General features: G+C 49.8%; 15 protein-coding genes. 8 read left to right on the forward strand and 7 right to left on the reverse strand.

Annotated elements, in window-relative coordinates:
- Window positions 1-5: 5 nt before the first annotated feature.
- On the reverse strand, window positions 6-674 hold the full coding sequence (locus tag MUB35_RS12525; protein WP_033139320.1) for an MgtC/SapB family protein: 669 nt from the start codon (window positions 672-674) through the stop codon (window positions 6-8).
- Window positions 675-749: 75 nt separating this feature from the next.
- Between MUB35_RS12525 and MUB35_RS12530 the strand changes: the two genes are divergently transcribed.
- The 4 genes from MUB35_RS12530 to MUB35_RS12545 all read left to right on the forward strand — a co-directional run bounded on the left by MUB35_RS12530 (window position 750) and on the right by MUB35_RS12545 (window position 3,815).
- Window positions 750-1,541, forward strand: coding sequence for a nitroreductase family protein (locus MUB35_RS12530; protein WP_033139321.1), 792 nt, complete (start codon window positions 750-752; stop codon window positions 1,539-1,541).
- A 22-nt stretch (window positions 1,542-1,563) separates the two neighbouring features.
- Window positions 1,564-2,481 (forward strand): helix-turn-helix transcriptional regulator, encoded by a 918-nt coding sequence (locus tag MUB35_RS12535; protein ID WP_033139322.1) that lies wholly within the window; start codon window positions 1,564-1,566, stop codon window positions 2,479-2,481.
- Between the two features lie 122 nt (window positions 2,482-2,603).
- A complete protein-coding gene (locus MUB35_RS12540; protein WP_033139323.1) occupies window positions 2,604-3,059 on the forward strand; it encodes a GyrI-like domain-containing protein in 456 nt (151 codons plus the stop codon).
- A gap of 153 nt (window positions 3,060-3,212) precedes the next feature.
- On the forward strand, window positions 3,213-3,815 hold the full coding sequence (locus MUB35_RS12545; protein WP_033139324.1) for a peptidylprolyl isomerase: 603 nt from the start codon (window positions 3,213-3,215) through the stop codon (window positions 3,813-3,815).
- A 74-nt stretch (window positions 3,816-3,889) separates the two neighbouring features.
- Here MUB35_RS12545 and MUB35_RS12550 read toward each other — a convergent pair whose 3' ends face one another.
- Window positions 3,890-4,765 (reverse strand): hypothetical protein, encoded by an 876-nt coding sequence (locus MUB35_RS12550; protein ID WP_146051694.1) that lies wholly within the window; start codon window positions 4,763-4,765, stop codon window positions 3,890-3,892.
- A 158-nt stretch (window positions 4,766-4,923) separates the two neighbouring features.
- Entirely contained in the window at window positions 4,924-6,513 is a 1,590-nt protein-coding gene (locus tag MUB35_RS12555) for a DEAD/DEAH box helicase (protein WP_033139333.1), read from the reverse strand.
- Window positions 6,514-6,861: 348 nt separating this feature from the next.
- On the opposite strand from MUB35_RS12555, the gene MUB35_RS12560 reads away from it, so the two are divergent.
- Window positions 6,862-9,237, forward strand: a complete 2,376-nt coding sequence (locus tag MUB35_RS12560; protein ID WP_244806317.1) for a glycoside hydrolase family 31 protein — start codon at window positions 6,862-6,864, stop codon at window positions 9,235-9,237.
- A 66-nt stretch (window positions 9,238-9,303) separates the two neighbouring features.
- Here MUB35_RS12560 and MUB35_RS12565 read toward each other — a convergent pair whose 3' ends face one another.
- Both MUB35_RS12565 and MUB35_RS12570 read right to left on the reverse strand, forming a co-directional pair.
- Complete coding sequence (locus tag MUB35_RS12565) at window positions 9,304-10,260, reverse strand: alpha/beta hydrolase (RefSeq protein ID WP_033139326.1); 957 nt, start codon at window positions 10,258-10,260, stop codon at window positions 9,304-9,306.
- A 98-nt stretch (window positions 10,261-10,358) separates the two neighbouring features.
- Window positions 10,359-11,483, reverse strand: a complete 1,125-nt coding sequence (locus MUB35_RS12570) for an aldo/keto reductase (RefSeq protein ID WP_033139327.1) — start codon at window positions 11,481-11,483, stop codon at window positions 10,359-10,361.
- A gap of 257 nt (window positions 11,484-11,740) precedes the next feature.
- Between MUB35_RS12570 and MUB35_RS12575 the strand changes: the two genes are divergently transcribed.
- Together MUB35_RS12575 and MUB35_RS12580 are read left to right on the forward strand one after the other, a co-directional pair.
- Window positions 11,741-12,925: an iron-containing alcohol dehydrogenase gene (locus MUB35_RS12575; protein WP_244806318.1), complete on the forward strand. Its 1,185-nt coding sequence runs from the start codon at window positions 11,741-11,743 to the stop codon at window positions 12,923-12,925.
- 130 nt (window positions 12,926-13,055) lie between these two features.
- Window positions 13,056-13,805, forward strand: a complete 750-nt coding sequence (locus MUB35_RS12580; RefSeq protein WP_033139328.1) for a NifB/NifX family molybdenum-iron cluster-binding protein — start codon at window positions 13,056-13,058, stop codon at window positions 13,803-13,805.
- Between the two features lie 85 nt (window positions 13,806-13,890).
- Here MUB35_RS12580 and MUB35_RS12585 read toward each other — a convergent pair whose 3' ends face one another.
- Window positions 13,891-14,400: a superoxide dismutase family protein gene (locus MUB35_RS12585; protein ID WP_081960113.1), complete on the reverse strand. Its 510-nt coding sequence runs from the start codon at window positions 14,398-14,400 to the stop codon at window positions 13,891-13,893.
- Window positions 14,397-14,897 carry a manganese catalase family protein gene (locus tag MUB35_RS12590; RefSeq protein WP_227210581.1) on the reverse strand — a complete coding sequence of 167 codons (501 nt, stop codon included), beginning with the start codon at window positions 14,895-14,897 and terminating at the stop codon, window positions 14,397-14,399. The genes MUB35_RS12585 and MUB35_RS12590 overlap by 4 nt, the downstream gene beginning before the upstream one ends.
- Before the next feature lie 86 nt (window positions 14,898-14,983).
- On the opposite strand from MUB35_RS12590, the gene MUB35_RS12595 reads away from it, so the two are divergent.
- A complete protein-coding gene (locus MUB35_RS12595) occupies window positions 14,984-15,535 on the forward strand; it encodes a DUF2284 domain-containing protein (RefSeq protein WP_244806319.1) in 552 nt (183 codons plus the stop codon).
- Window positions 15,536-15,602: the final 67 nt, after the last annotated feature.

The following is a 15,602-nucleotide window of genomic DNA, read 5'->3' on the forward strand; positions in this document are numbered from 1 at the left end:
AACAGCTATAGATCGATGGAAGTGATTTTGGGATTTTTCCTGAGAAGCTCCAGGGTATGGAAGATATCATAGCTGTCCGGGAACTTTACGAAAAGCTTCACTTCCACCTGATTGTCTTTCAGGCGTTTTACCTTCATGCTGGTGATCTTGATCTCATCCAGGTGAAAGGTATTCTCCAGGATGCTGCGCAGATCATCCTCCTGCTCCATGATAAGGGTCACCTGCTCAATGCTGGAGGATTTCAGCCAGCGGAAATTTCGGTGGAAGAAAAACTGCAGAAGCAGTATCAGGACAGTGGCAGTGATGCCGGGAACATACATACCCGCGCCCAGTGCCATGCCCACGCCGACCGTTGCCCACAGCCCTGCTGAGGTGGTCAGGCCGCTGATATTCATCTTGTGGGTGAAGATGACCCCTGCGCCCAGAAAACCGATAGCAGTGACCACACCCGCGGCGATACGGGATGGGTCCAGGTTTACGTGGGAGGACAGGACATCGAAAAATCCGTATTTTGATACGATCATCATGAGTGCGGAGGCAAGGGACACAATGGAATGTGTGCGGATGCCGGCCATTTTCATTTGATTTTCCCGCTCGTATCCGATGAGGGCACCACAGAGAATGGCGCCCAGCATGCGGAGCGGATACTTCAAATAAAGCAGAATAAGTTCCATATAAATCCCTCCGTTTCTATTTCCATCTATTATAACAGAATATGATTTCAATAGCCAGCAAAGGAGGATTTTGCCATGATAGTGATCAATCAGGAAACTTGTGTGGGATGCGGGGCATGTGTGAAGGACTGCCCGGGCAGTGCCATTCATCTGGATGAGGGAATAGCTGCGGCCATTCGTCCGTGCATCCAGTGCGGCCACTGCGTTGCGGTCTGTCCGGTCAATGCGGTGTCCATCCCGGAATTTGATATGGAAGATGTGGAGGAGTATCGGGAGGGTGAGTTTTCCGTTTCCGGTGAACATTTTTTAAGAGCTGTAAAGTACCGCAGAAGCATCCGCAGTTTTAAGAAGGAGATTCCGGACAGAGAAACCATAGGAAAGATCCTGGAGGCGGGCCGCTATACAGCCACAGCCAAAAATATGCAGGACTGTACTTTCGTGGTGGTCCGAGAGCGGCTGGCAGAGTTTAAAAGCCTTGTCTGGCAGGAAATGCCGGGGATCATCCGGTCCTTAAAAGAGACAGGGCCGGATTATGCCCGGGCATTTTCCTTATTCTATAAATTATGGGAGCGTGACAGGGAGAAGGATACATTCTTTTTCAATACACCTGTATTTCTGGTCATTGCTTCGGAAAATCCTCTGGATGGAGGCCTTGCAGCTGCCAATATCGAGAATATGGCCGTTACACAGGGCCTGGGAGCGCTCTACAGCGGCTATATGATGCGTGTTATTAAGGAAAGCCCTGTTCTGCGGGAGTGGCTGGGAATCGGGGAAAAGATGGTTTCCTGCTGTATGCTGCTGGGATATCCGGATGTGAAATACAGACGCACCGCGCCCAGGAAAAAAGCGGATATTCTGTGGAAATAGTAAGGAAAACTGAGGTAAAGAGATGAAAATAGACAGGCTGATCGGCATACTCTCTATATTGCTGCAGCAGGATAAGGTGACAGCCCCTTATCTGGCAGAAAAATTTGAGGTTTCCAGACGAACCATTAACCGGGATGTGGAGGATATCTGCAAGGCGGGGATTCCGCTGGTCACGACCCAGGGGCAGAACGGCGGCATTTCCATTATGGAGGGATACCGGCTGGATAAGACGCTTCTGACTTCCGGGGACATGCAGTCCATTCTGGCAGGGCTCAGGAGCCTGGACAGTGTGGCGGGAACTAACCGGTATCAGCTTCTAATGGAGAAGCTGTCCGTGGGAAGCCGGGACGTGCTCACCAGCAATGACCATATCAGAATTGATCTGTCCTCCTGGTATAAATCCGCCCTTGCGCCAAAGATAGAACGGATACAAAATGCCATTGAAGCCTGCCGCCTCATAAGCTTCCGGTATTATTCCCCAAGGGGAGAGGGGGAGCGGGAGATTGAGCCGTATCTTCTGATTTTTCAGTGGTCTTCCTGGTATGTGTGGGGATACTGCAGGCAGAGAAACGATTACCGGATGTTCAAATTAAACCGTATGGACAGTCTTCGGGATACAGGTGAGAAGTTTGATAAAAGGCAGCTCCCTGACTGTGACTGGTCCCCCAGGCGTATCTATCCCGCTTCCATCCATGTGAAGGTGCGGTGTGCATCCGGTATGAAATGGCGTCTCATTGAAGAGTACGGGGTGGGGTGTTTTACAGAACAGGAGGATGGATTCCTGCTGTTTGAATCAGATTTTGTGGACAGGAACAGTCTTTATGGATGGCTTTTAAGTTTTGGGGAACAGATGGAGCTTCTGGAACCGGAAGAGCTGCGGAAGGAACTGGCGGACATGTTCGGCAGAATGCAGAGACGTTATCAAAAAGAAACGGAATAACCCCGGCAATGATGACAGACAGTTGTCATGGTTCATCTGTTATAGTAGCCTTATCCCGTATCCGGCGGTTCCTGCGGGTTCTGTCCGGGCCGGGAAAATCAGAAGAGATGAGGCTGTTATAAATGGAATATGAAATTCTAGAATTGGAAGAGAAAAAGGTTTTTGGCCTGAGAGCACGTACGAATAACCAGGCACCTGATGTGGGAGCCGTGATCGGCGGACTCTGGGATAGATTTTTTGTGCAGGGAATCCACGATACTATACCGGATAAGTGCAGCGGAATGCCGCTGGGAATTTATTCCGGATATGCCGGAGGGATTCTGGACGATTATGATTTTACCGTGGGGTGCGAGACAGATGCAGAAGGGGAGGCACCGGAAGGTATGGTGAGCCTGCGGATTCCTGCGGGCAGATATGCCAGATTTACAGTAAAAGGCCATATGCAGCGTGCAGTGGCGGCATTCTGGCAGGAGCTGTGGAAAATGGATCTGGACAGGGCATTCGGCGCAGATTTTGAAGAATACCGGAATCAGGATGTGGAGAACGCAGTCATTTATATTTATATAGGTCTGAAATAAAAATAAGAAGCTCAGTCTTTTCCGGGGACGAAAAATATGGTATACTGGCGTTGTTGTCCGCAGATGCATTTTGCGGCCAAAATATAGACCATAATATAAGACAATATGGCCGGAGAACGTGATATTCCGGTCAAAACAGGAAGGGCATGAGATATGAAAAAATGGAACTGTTTACTTGCGGCAGTGACTCTGGCACTGTCTGTTCTTCTGACAGGATGCGGCGGACAGCAGGAGGAGCCGGTCAGCCAGGCATCACCTGAAGACCTGCATCATGTGAAGATCCATATAAAGGATTACGGCACCATCTCTGTGGAGCTGGACAGCTCGGCGGCGCCTGTGACCGTGGAAAATTTTATGGATCTGGCCGGGGAGGGGTTCTACAATGGCCTGACTTTTCACAGGATCATCAAGGGATTCATGATCCAGGGCGGTGACCCGAAGGGAGACGGCACCGGCGGTGCGGATCAGACCATCAAAGGTGAGTTCTCCAAAAACGGAGTGAACAATCCTCTGAAGCATACGAGAGGAACCATCTCCATGGCACGTTCCAGCGATATGGACAGCGCCAGTTCCCAGTTTTTTATTGTACAGGAGACATCCTCACATCTGGACAAGGAATATGCCGCTTTCGGTCATGTGACAGAAGGCATGGATGTTGTGGACAAAATCTGTGATGAGGTGAAAACAACGGACAGTAACGGAAGTGTGGCGCCGGAGGACCAGCCGGTCATAGAGAGCGTAGAAGTGGTGGACTAGATTGTATTGAAAAGTAAAAACTGCCGCATCGGCGGACGGGAAGAATATTTCCCGGCAGCCGGTACGGCAGTTTTTTACTGCAAGATATTGGAACGGAACAGATACGTGTCACCGCTTCTCTCCAGCGTCAGCGCAGTGTGAATGTCGCCGCTCTCAGTCTGGCAGTCAAGATAGTACATGCCGTCCTCTGTCCATCCGCTGGTGCAAAGAAAGGTCACACGGTTGGTGTCTCCGTGCTGGACATAATAACTGTCAAACTGTTCCAGATAAGTCCAGCTAAAGCGGCTGACTTCGCTCAGGCTGATTCCCATCTTGCGCTGAAGAAAGTCCTCGATCTGCTGTGAGGTCAGATGTGTCACATCTGTAAAGACCGGTTCCCCCTCCGCTGCCTGCAGTGCGGCGCTTTCCTCAAAGGTAAGCGGTTCAGAACTCATACCTGCGCCGGTGTATAAAACCTGATCCAGGTCAACCTCCTGAGGAACGCTGTAGGTAGAGCACAGAAAACCGTAATTCTCCATGTCACTGACGAAGGCGGAGAAAGCGTCCAGTTCCTCTGCAGTCAGATCACGGCGTTCTTCCGTGCCTGCCAAAGGGTCCGGAATCTCCTGAGGGCCGGTCTGGGTGCTGCCCGGAACTTCTGTCTCCGCTGACTCTGCAGGGACTTCTGTCTCCTGGGAAGGTTCCCCGTATGACTGCGGCGTACCGGCATTGTTCTCCCCGTTATTCAGTGTAATGCCCTTTCCGTCCAGTATTTTTACGGTGCTTTTCGGAGCTTCCGTATTCTCTTCCTTCGTATCTTTGTCAGAAGGAGAATCCTTTTTCGTCTCTGCGGCCGCCTCCGTCTTCTTGGATGCTTCTTCTGCCTGACGGCTGCCGCAGCCGCTTACTGAAAAAAGCATGGCGGAAACCAGGATGGCCGAGAGCATCCGTGCTGCAATTTTTTTCTTCATTGGTATACCCCCTTTTGCCGGCAGCATGTAAATGCTGTATTTCGGCATAAAAATAATGTCTGTATCCCCTTATTTTATCAGGATACAGACATTTTAACATACGATCGGATGATTGTACACCCTTTCGGGTGTTATGCAAATCACGGCAGATGTTTTTCTTATCTTTGATTTGCAGGTTCAATGGCTATGGTATTTCCTTTGATCTTGGCGGTCTTCATGGCATTCAGCACATCTTTGGCATACTCTCTGGGAACCTCCACAAAGGTGTATTTGTCAAACATATCAATGCTTCCGATAAGTTTGCCGGGCATTCCGCTTTCCCCTGCAATGGCGCCCAGGATATCTCCGGGACGGACACGCTGTTTTTTACCGATATTGATGAAGAGGCGGACCATGCCGGGCTCCTCAGCTCCGGTGTCACCGAAATCCACAACTTCCTCGTCCGGCTCCTCCTGCACCATGCCCATGTACATTTTCAGCAGGGCAGCAGCCAGGTCCAGAGTTGTGTAGTCAGAGTTGTTGACTTTCTCATCAATGGCATCGATCATGAGAGAAAGATTTTCTCTTTCAATGACAGAGTCCACATTTTCCAGAATGTTTTCCATTTTGGTGTTGGCAACATCGTTTAAGGAAGGTACCTTCTGCGCATAGATTTTTGTCTTGCAGTAGCGCTGGATCTCTTTTAATTTGTAGAGCTCCCTTCCGCTGGCGAAGGTAAAGGCACGGCCTTCTCTTCCTGCACGTCCGGTACGTCCGATACGGTGAACATAGTATTCATCGTCCTGGGGGAGATCATAATTAAATACAGCTTCAATGTCATCCACATCAATGCCGCGGGCAGCTACATCTGTGGCAACCAGAATGTCGGTTCTTCCTTTTCGGAAGCTCTGCATCACGCGGTCACGCTGGGCCTGTTTCATATCTCCGTGCAGGCCGGCAGCGAAGTAGCCCCTGCCGATCAGGGCATTGACCAGGAGGTCCACCTGCTTCTTTGTATTGCAGAACACTACGGAGAGTCTTGGGGAATAGAGGTCCAGAAGACGGGAGAGCACTTCTTCCTTGTTCTTTGGCTTTACATCATAGTAGAACTGTTCAATATTGGGAACGGTCAGTTCTTTTTTCGTCACCTTAATGACCTCAGCGTCCTTCTGGAACTTCTTGGTGATCTCCAGGATGGGTTTGGGCATGGTGGCGGAGAAGAGTACCGTCTGGCGTTCTTCCGGAACTCCGCTTAAAATGGTCTCGATGTCTTCGCGGAATCCCATGTTGAGCATCTCGTCCGCCTCGTCCAGGACAACGGTGTGCACATCTTCCATTTTCAGGGTTTTTCTGCGCATGTGGTCCATGACACGGCCCGGGGTACCGATGATAAGCTGTGTTCCGCTTTTCAGGGAACGGATCTGTTTTACGATGTCCTGGCCGCCGTAGATGGGGAGCACTTTGATGCCGTGCAGGTATTTTGCCAGATTACGGATCTCATCCGCCACCTGAATGGCAAGCTCTCTTGTGGGACAGAGTACAATGGCCTGGAGTTTCTTGTTTTTAATATCTATCTTCTGCAAAAGAGGGATACCAAAGGCTGCGGTTTTTCCTGTTCCGGTCTGTGCCTGGCCGATAATATCACGGCCGCTTATCATTGCAGGAATCGCTTTGGCCTGAATGGGGGAGGCCTCCTCAAAACCCATGTATCTCACTGCTTTTTCAATTTCCGGGAATAAATCCAATTCTTCAAATTTCGTTGTTTCCATATAAAATAAATAATCCTTTCTATCGGGGGACTGCCCCGAATCCTTCATTATATAAAGGTTCGTCACGCTGAAATGTGCTGCTGCATGAAAAAGGGGTGTCGCATAAGCGCAGTAAATGCTTATCGCGGCACCCTCTTATACACAATCAGCAGCTTACATCATACCAGAATCAGAAACCAATGTCAATTAGAAGATATCGACAGGATAAAGAGGCAAAAATGACGATATTGCATAAAAACAGCAGGTTTTCTTAAAAAACCTTTGCGGGTATTATACAAAACAATTACAATAAAGGAAAACGGAGAGAGAACTCCGGAAGAAAAAAAATTTTACAGGAGAGGATCAGACATGAGCGGAATCAATGAAAAGCTGGAGGCAAGGCCGATGGCCAGAAAAGAAAGCATTATTCAGGGGGAAAACTACAGAATCACAGTTCTGACGGAATTTCTTCTGCGTCTGGAATACAGCAGAGACGGAAGTTTTGAGGACAGGGCAACCCAGACAGTTCTCAACCGGGATTTTCCGGTGCCTGTATTCAAGGTGTCAGAGACAGAGGGGGAACTGAAAATCTTTACCAGTGCCCTGGAGCTTACCTACAACAAACAGGAATTTGCCCCAAACGGTCTTTTTATCAAAGTGACAGGCGGAAAATCCAATGAGACGAACTGGCATTATAAGGACCCTGTAAAAGATCTGGGAGGAACAGCACGCACTCTGGACGAGGCGGACGGGGCTATTCCTCTGGAAAGCGGTGTGGTGTCGAGAAACGGATTTTCCATTGTGGATGACAGCCGCAGTATGGCAGTTACAGAGGATGGATGGGTGGACTTGCGTCCGGAGGGAAGTATTGATCTCTATTTCTTCGGCTATGGCCACAGGTATCAGGAGGCAGTAAAGGACCTCTACTATCTCTGCGGCAGAACACCACTGCTGCCCCGATGGGTGTTCGGAAACTGGTGGAGCCGCTATCACAGATACACAGAGCAGGAATACAAGGAGCTGATGGAGCGTTTTGAGCGGGAGCGGATTCCCTTCTCGGTGGCCGTTGTGGATATGGACTGGCATCTGGTGGATATTGATCCGAAATACGGAAGCGGCTGGACCGGATATACCTGGAACCGTGAGTTTTTCCCGGACCCAAAAGAGTTTATGGACTGGCTTCACAGCAGAAATATGAAGATCACACTGAATGTACATCCTGCGGACGGGGTACGTGCCTATGAGGAGGCCTACGAGCGGGTGGCGAAACGTATGGGAATAGATCCAAAAAGCGGGGAGCCGGTGCCGTTTGATGTGACGGACAGGCATTTTCTGGAGGTGTACTTTGAGGAGCTGCATCATCCTCTGGAGGACGAGGGCGTTGATTTCTGGTGGCTGGACTGGCAGCAGGGAACCGTCACAAAGATTCCGGGACTGGATCCGCTTTGGATGCTGAACCATTTTCATTATCTGGACAGTGCCAGGAGAGGAAAACGGCGTCTCACCTTTTCCAGATATGCCGGAATCGGAAGCCACAGATACCCCATCGGATTTTCCGGTGATACGGTTATTTCCTGGGAGAGCCTGAGATTCCAGCCCTACTTTACCGCAACTGCCAGCAATGCAGGATATGGGTGGTGGAGCCACGACATCGGAGGCCATATGCACGGGGTTCGCGATGATGAGATGACTGCCCGATGGGTGCAGTTAGGTGTATTTTCACCGCTGAACCGCCTGCACAGCACGGATAATCCTTTCAATGGCAAGGAACCATGGAAATATAACAAGATCACGCAGAGCGTCATGGAAGAATTTCTTCGCCTGCGCCATAAATTAGTGCCGTATCTGTACACCATGAACCGTTACGCCAGCAGGGACGGCCAGCCTTTGGTGCGGCCTATGTACTGGCTGGAGCCGGAGAGGGAGGAGACTTACCATGTGCCGAATGAATATTATTTCGGAACAGAGCTGATCGCAGCACCTGTCACAGATCCGGCAGATACCTGCACCTGTATGGGATGCGCGAAGGCATGGCTTCCAAAAGGCACCTGGTTTGATTTCTTTAACGGGCGCCGATATGAAGGCGGACGTCTGTTCTCTGTCTATAGATGTGTGGAGGAGATGCCGGTATTTGTCCGTGCCGGAGGCATTGTGCCCATGCAGGAGCTTCCGGAGCAGATGAATGATCTGAGTAATCCGCAGAATCTGGAGATCTGTATCTTCCCGGGAGCTGACGGCAGCTTTTCCCTCTGGGAGGATGAGGGGGATTCACCGGAGGATGCAGATGAAAACTGGGTCTGCACAGAGCTGACACAGAAAAACGGGGAGAGTTTCCTGATCTCTGCCGCGAAAGGAAATATTTCCGTGCTGCCTGAGAGAAGGACATGGACACTGCGCTTTAAAGGCGTGGAAAATGCTGCTGCAGAGGTGCTGGCAGACGGACAGGCCATGGAAGCAGTGCAGTCCTATGATGCCGATACACGAACCCTTACGGTCAGGGCAGAGGAAGTACCGGTGACAAGTGAGATTAAAGTTCGGTTTATAAAAGGGCTCATGATGGCTGAAAAGGATATGACAGGAAGTGTATATGAGATCCTGGAGCGTGCGCAGATTGCCTATGATGTAAAAGAGGCTGTGCTGAAAACTGTGGAGGAGCTGGGTGAGAGAGCAGTTCCGGCCCTTTTTGCCATGGAGCTGGAGGAACCGCTGCTGTGTGCGGTTACAGAAGTGCTGACCGCCTGCTGAGAAGAAATTTTTTAAAAAGACAGAAGAGCTGCTGTGCAGGAATTTATCCTGTACGGCAGCTCTTCTTTATATGATATATTTGTCCAGAAATCTGTCTACGGTACGGAAATACAGTTTGGGGTCAGTGGCACAGGACAGCGCATGTCCGGCACCGTCCACAACCAGCTTTTCCTTTTCGCATTTGGCCGCGTGGTACAGCTTGTTCAGCATGTAGAAGGGAACAAAGGTGTCCTTTGAGCCGTGAATGAAGAGGATGGGGCGGTTGCATTTTGCCACCTGCCGTATGGCACTGGCTTCCTTGAAGGAAAAACCGTAACGAATTCTGGAGGCTAGGGAAGACAGGTACAAAAAGGGGAAGGGCGGCAGGTGGAAATAATTGTGGATCTGCACGCTGAATTCTTCCCAGACACTGGTGTATCCGCAGTCTTCGATCACAGCCTTTACATTGGACGGAAGATTTTCGCCGGAAGTCATCATTACTGTTGCTGCGCCCATGGAAATGCCCATCAGGACTATCTGGGCCTTGGGGTCCTTTTGGCGGAGAAAGTCAATCCACTCCAGCACATCTTTTCTCTCCTGCCAACCCATACCGATGTATTTGCCTTCGCTGTCCCCGTGTCCTCTGGCATCGGGAAGAAGCACGGAATATCCTCTGTGCCAGAAGTGTCTGGCATACATGCCCAGCTCACAGCAGTTGTTGCGGTAGCCGTGGCATAGGATCACATAGCGTGTGCTTCCCGCCTGGATGGAGGGGAGAAACAGCCCGTTCAGCTTCATGCCGTCCCGGTTGATCAGAGTGACTGAGGAAGCTTCTTTCCGGATCCATTCCTTGCCTGGACGCAGGAAATCGCCCAGCGGATCAGGCTTGTCTGTATTTTTCCGCTCCGTCCGGTACATGGGAAATGTGCGGGAGAGGGCAAAACGCCTCAGAAAACTGGTGAGCACATAGGAGGCCCCTATACAGACACCTGCCCCTGCGACCGCGGCATGTTTTAAAGTTTTGGAAGATAATTTTTCCTTCATAGTATTATCAATACTCCTTTTCTCTTTCCGGCGTTTACAGTATATGAAAATCAGGAGGTGATTATTCGGTCAGGTCTGTGCATTGACTGTATAAAAAATCAAAGATTCTCCATGGCTTCCTTAACGCGCTCCAGATCGTCGCGGATGGACATGGCCTGGGGACAGACTTCCTCACATTTGCCGCATTTCTGGCAGTGGTCAGCCCGGGCATCTTCTTCCAAGTCATTAAAGTAGGCACGTTTGGCCTGTTCTTTATTTTCATACATGGACAAATCATTCCAGATGCGGAAATTTTGGGGGATGTTCACGCCAAAGGGACATGGCATACAGTATGCACATCCGGTACAGCCGTTTTTGGTGCGCTGTTTGATGGCAGTGGCAACATCAGCTACGATTTCCTTTTCCTGCAGGGAAAGCGGCGTAAAGTTCTCAAATGTGCTCAGGTTGTCCTCCACCTGTTCCATAGTGGTCATACCGCTTAAAACTACTTTTACATTGGGTTTGCTTGCCACCCAGCGAAGCGCCCAGGAGGAAATGCTGGCATTTGGTTTGTAATCCTTGAATGGTTCTGTGACGGAATCCGGCAGAGTGGCGAGAGAGCCGCCCTTGACAGGCTCCATGATCACCAGAGGGATACCCAGCTCCTGTGTCAGCTCGTAGCCTTTGTCACCGGCCTGTATGTCTGTGTCCACGTAGTTGTACTGGATCTGACAGAAGTCCCATTTGCGGTAAGTGGCTATGGTTTTAAAGGTTTCAAAATCATCGTGGAAGGAGAAGCCGAAAAACTTGATCTTTCCTTCTTTTTTCAGCTCTTCCATATAAGGGATGATACCCAGATTCAGGACATTCTGCCATTTTTCTTTGTCCAGGCAGTGAAGCAGGTAGAAGTCCACATAATCCACATCCAGACGGTCAAGCTGTTCCTGGAAAATACGTTTTGCGTCATCCAGGGTTTTTACATTCCATACGGGCAGTTTGGTTGCCAGATAGAAGCTTTTGCGGTCGTATTTTTTCAGGACTTTTCCTACAAAGGGTTCGCTGTCGCCGTTGTGGTATGGATAGGCTGTGTCTATGTAGGTGACTCCGGCCTTAAGTGCGCGGTCCAGCATTCTCTCAGCTTCCGCCTCGTCGATATTTCCGTCAGGTGTCTGCGGAAAGCGCATGCAGCCAAAGCCCAGAAGGGACGGAGATACGCCCAGATTTTCAAATTTACGGTATTCCATAGTGTAAAACCTCCTCGTTTCAGTCAAAATGGTTTCATTAGTAGCTGATATCTATTTTATCATTCTATGCAGGGGAATGACAAGAGATTTCCTGAATTATTAGGGGTTTTTCGTGGAAATATGTGAAAAAATAAAGTATACTGAACTTAATGGCCAGAATGCGCAGGAATGTCCCAAAAAGGAGGGGCAGCCCAGGCACGTACCGCCTGGGAAAGCGCATGGAAGAACAGGAATTACGGGAGAAAAGGAGAGAAATTATGCAGGAATTTATTTATTACGCACCTACAGAAGTAGTGTTTGGAAAAGACGCGGAGAAGAAAACAGCAGAGGAAGTAAAAAAATGGGGCGGGAACAGGGTACTCCTTGTCTATGGCGGAGGCAGTGTGAAAAGAAGCGGGCTGCTTGACAGGATCGAAGCGGAACTTGAGAGGGCGGGGATCGCCTTCAAAGAGTGGGGCGGGGTGAAACCAAACCCGCGGCTGTCCTTTGCACAGGCAGGTGTGGAGGCTGCGGTTTCCTTTGGAGCAGACTTTATTCTGGCTGTGGGCGGGGGAAGCTCCATTGACACGGCAAAAGGGATAGCACACGGGACGGCGAATCCGGGAACTGCGCTCTGGGATATCTGGACACAGAAAGTGCCTCTGACAAAAAGCCTTCCTGTGGGAGTGGTTCTGACCATTGCGGCAGCGGGAAGTGAGATGAGTGATTCCGCGGTGCTGACAAATGAGGCCATTGGAAGGAAGCAGGGGCTGAGCACGGATTTTAACCGGGTGAAATTTGCCATTATGAATCCGGAGCTTACCTACACGCTGCCAAAATATCAGGTGACATGCGGAATCGTGGATATTATGATGCATACCCTGGATCGGTATTTTACCCATACAAAGGGAAATCAGATGACAGACGAGATTGCGGAGGCGCTGTTGCGGACTGTCATTGAAAACGGGAGAAAGGCGTGGAAGGACCAGACGGATTACGAGGCCATGAGTGAACTGATGTGGTGCAGCAGTCTGTCCCATAATGGAATTACGGGGCTTGGAGCGGAAAAAGATTTTGCACCCCATAAGATCGGACATGAGCTCAGCGCAAAATACGATGTGGCACACGGAGCCAGCCTGTCTGCTGTCTGGGAGTCCTGGGCACTGTATGTGTATATGGAGGAGCCGGGGCGGTTTGCGCAGTATGGAAGAAAGGTGTGGGGTGTGCAGGCGGAAGATGATGTGGCTGCTGCGAGAGAAGGGATAAGAAAAACGGTGGAATATTTCAGGGAACTGGGAATGCCGGTTTGTTTGGGAGAACTGGAGGCCGGGGTGCTGACGGAAGAAGAACTGGTGGATATGGCTGAGAGGGCAACGGGGAAGGATACGTTTACGGTGGCGAAGTTTAGGGAGCTGCATCAGAGGGATGTGTATGAAATATTGAAAGGGGCAAATTATTTGTGAGATAAAAATGCGGACGGGCCGGTAGAAAAAACTTTTGAATACATAGTTGACATATGCTAATAACATGAGTATAATAAGCATATGTTAATAATGAATGCATGAGAAGTGAGAGGCTGCGGGAGGTGGAGAGATGCCGAGGCCGAGTAAGGAAAAGAGGATATGCAGGCTGCCGGGGTGCGGTTTTTTTGTGCCGGGTGAGGGCGGTCAGCCTACGCATCGGATACGGATGACAGTCGAGGAGTATGAGACGATTCGGCTGATTGATTATATGGGATATACCCAGGAAGAGTGTGCGGTGCAGATGGAAGTGGGAAGAGCCACTGTCCAGGCGGTCTATACGGAAGCCAGGAAGAAGCTGGCGCGTTTTCTGGTGGAGGCGTCATCTCTGGAAATCAGCGGCGGGAGCTACAGAATCTGCGGGCAGAGAGAACACCGGCAGAATGCGTGCGTTCAATCATTCAGGAGAGGAGATTCAAACATGAAGATTGCAGTGACATATGACAATGGAGAGGTATTTCAGCATTTTGGACACACAGAACAGTTCAAGGTATATGAGGTGGAGGACGGTAAGATCGTATCCTCTGAAGTGATAGATACCAATGGCAGCGGACATGGTGCCCTGGCCGGATTTCTGAATCAGTGCGGTGCTCAGGTGCTGATCTGCGGAGGTATCGGCGGTGGCGCAAGGAATGCGCTGGCAGAGGCAGGGATCCAGCTTTATCCCGGAGCATGCGGAGATGCGGATGCCCAGGTGGAGGCATTTCTGGCAGGAAGCCTGAATTATGATCCGGATACAGTCTGTGCACATCATGAGCATGAGCACGGAAGCGGCAGCTGCGGTGAGCATTCCCATGAGTGCGGCCATCACTGCGGAAATTAATTTTATACTCAAAGTCAGGAAAAAGGCATCGGCAGGTGAAGGTTCATCTGCGGATGCCTATTTTCATGGAATGAAATGCGGTGCTTTAATCTTCCAGATTGCTTTTTATTTCCCCGCACGCTATTTTGCTGCCGGAATCCCCTGAGGGCTGGGTTTTGAAGTCGTCAGGGTTTTCGTGGATCACAACCGTCCGGCCAATGATTTCCTCCGGGACGAACCGGTTGGTATAAAACATGGAAAGGGCATAGCCGTCATTTTCAAAGAGCGGAGGCAGATCTCCGGCGTGTTCCGGGTGCGGACAATCCTTTGGATTTAAATGGCTGCCGGTTAGTGGGAAATCCCCTTCTGCATTTTCTTCGCAGGAAGAACCTTCATGAATGTGAAAGGCGAAGATTTTTACCCGGCAGGCAGCTTCCGATGTGGGAAGTCCGGCAACATCAGCAAGGACAACCGTACCTCCCCACAGCGGGAAAAAGTATACGAAACCTTTGATATGAGGATATTTTTTTCCACCGTAAACAAAGGCGTAAGCTTCCGGTGCAGTGGTGATCACCTTTTGCATGGCTTCCAATAATTCCCGGCGCATGAATGTCATTTGCTGCAGCCTGAATCGCAGCTGCATTTGGCAGGCATGTCAAAGCTGGGATTGAATGCATAGAAGTTTTTGAAATCCAGTTCTTCCTGAACGGAACGGAGGGTTTCACCGAAACGCTGGAAATGCACAACTTCTCTTTCACGCAGGAAACGGATGGGGTCCACAACATCCGGATCTCTGATGACACGCAGAATGTTGTCATAAGTGGTCCGCGCTTTCTGTTCTGCTGCCATATCCTCAAACAAATCCGTGATAGGATCACCCTTTGACTGGAACTCACAGGCGTTAAAGGGGACACCCCCGGCAGCCTGAGGCCAGATGCCTACTGTATGGTCAATATAGTAGGGACCGAGGCCGGATTTCTCGATTTCTTCCATGGAAAGGTTGCGTGTAAGCTGGTGTACAATGGTGGCTACCATTTCCATGTGTGCCAGTTCCTCAGTACCTGCCTCATCATCGGTTTTACACCCATGGAGAGAAGATAAAGATAGCAGCAGTCACAGAGAGATGTTATACTGAAAGAAGAATACAAAAAGAAAATTACCCATTGCCAAAAACAGAGACACACGGGAGGAAAGAGAATATGTACAAAACAGAAACTTATACAGCAGTGGTACCGGTGGAGGACTACATAGAAGGCTATGTGGATGTGGACACATTTCTGGAGTGCTGCAGGGCATGTCCGAATTATGAAAAGGTATGGTCCTGCCCATCTTATGATTTTGATGTTCTGTCATACTGGAGGAAATACGAGACCCTGGAACTGACAGCCGTTAAAATAATCTTTGATGAGGAGTTTGCAGGGAAGGCATTTACAAAGGCGGAACAGGATAAAATCCTTGGACAGTCCCTCCGTGTGGAGAAGGAAAAGCTGTCGGAAATGCTCTGGGAGAAGGAAAAACAATATCCGGGAAGTATCAGCCTGTCAGCAGGCTCTTGTATTTTGTGCGAAGGAAACTGTACCAGACCGAATAAAAAAGCGTGTCGATTTCCGGAAAAGATGCGTTATTCCATAGAATCCATCGGAGGCAATGTGGGACTGACACTTAGCAAGCTGATGGGAATAGAACTGGAATGGATGGAAGAGGGAAGGCTGCCCCATTATTTTGTTCTGGTATGCGGGCTTTTGAAGTAAACAATATATGGAAGAAAAAGGAAGTTGACAGAGAGAGATATTTGCTGTACACTTTTATTATAAACTT

The organism is Blautia sp. NSJ-175, assembly GCF_022867815.1.
GTDB classification, from domain to species: domain Bacteria; phylum Bacillota; class Clostridia; order Lachnospirales; family Lachnospiraceae; genus Blautia; species Blautia celeris.

Coding starts and splice junctions, on each gene's coding strand:
- MUB35_RS12585 (WP_081960113.1), bottom strand. CDS start 14,400: ATGACATTCATGCGCCGGGAATTATTGGAAGCCATGCAAAAGGTGATC.
- MUB35_RS12580 (WP_033139328.1), top strand. CDS start 13,056: ATGCCGAGGCCGAGTAAGGAAAAGAGGATATGCAGGCTGCCGGGGTGC.
- MUB35_RS12555 (WP_033139333.1), bottom strand. CDS start 6,513: ATGGAAACAACGAAATTTGAAGAATTGGATTTATTCCCGGAAATTGAA.
- MUB35_RS12525 (WP_033139320.1), bottom strand. CDS start 674: ATGGAACTTATTCTGCTTTATTTGAAGTATCCGCTCCGCATGCTGGGC.
- MUB35_RS12575 (WP_244806318.1), top strand. CDS start 11,741: ATGCAGGAATTTATTTATTACGCACCTACAGAAGTAGTGTTTGGAAAA.
- MUB35_RS12570 (WP_033139327.1), bottom strand. CDS start 11,483: ATGGAATACCGTAAATTTGAAAATCTGGGCGTATCTCCGTCCCTTCTG.
- MUB35_RS12535 (WP_033139322.1), top strand. CDS start 1,564: ATGAAAATAGACAGGCTGATCGGCATACTCTCTATATTGCTGCAGCAG.
- MUB35_RS12565 (WP_033139326.1), bottom strand. CDS start 10,260: ATGAAGGAAAAATTATCTTCCAAAACTTTAAAACATGCCGCGGTCGCA.
- MUB35_RS12560 (WP_244806317.1), top strand. CDS start 6,862: ATGAGCGGAATCAATGAAAAGCTGGAGGCAAGGCCGATGGCCAGAAAA.
- MUB35_RS12595 (WP_244806319.1), top strand. CDS start 14,984: ATGTACAAAACAGAAACTTATACAGCAGTGGTACCGGTGGAGGACTAC.
- MUB35_RS12550 (WP_146051694.1), bottom strand. CDS start 4,765: ATGAAGAAAAAAATTGCAGCACGGATGCTCTCGGCCATCCTGGTTTCC.
- MUB35_RS12530 (WP_033139321.1), top strand. CDS start 750: ATGATAGTGATCAATCAGGAAACTTGTGTGGGATGCGGGGCATGTGTG.
- MUB35_RS12540 (WP_033139323.1), top strand. CDS start 2,604: ATGGAATATGAAATTCTAGAATTGGAAGAGAAAAAGGTTTTTGGCCTG.
- MUB35_RS12545 (WP_033139324.1), top strand. CDS start 3,213: ATGAAAAAATGGAACTGTTTACTTGCGGCAGTGACTCTGGCACTGTCT.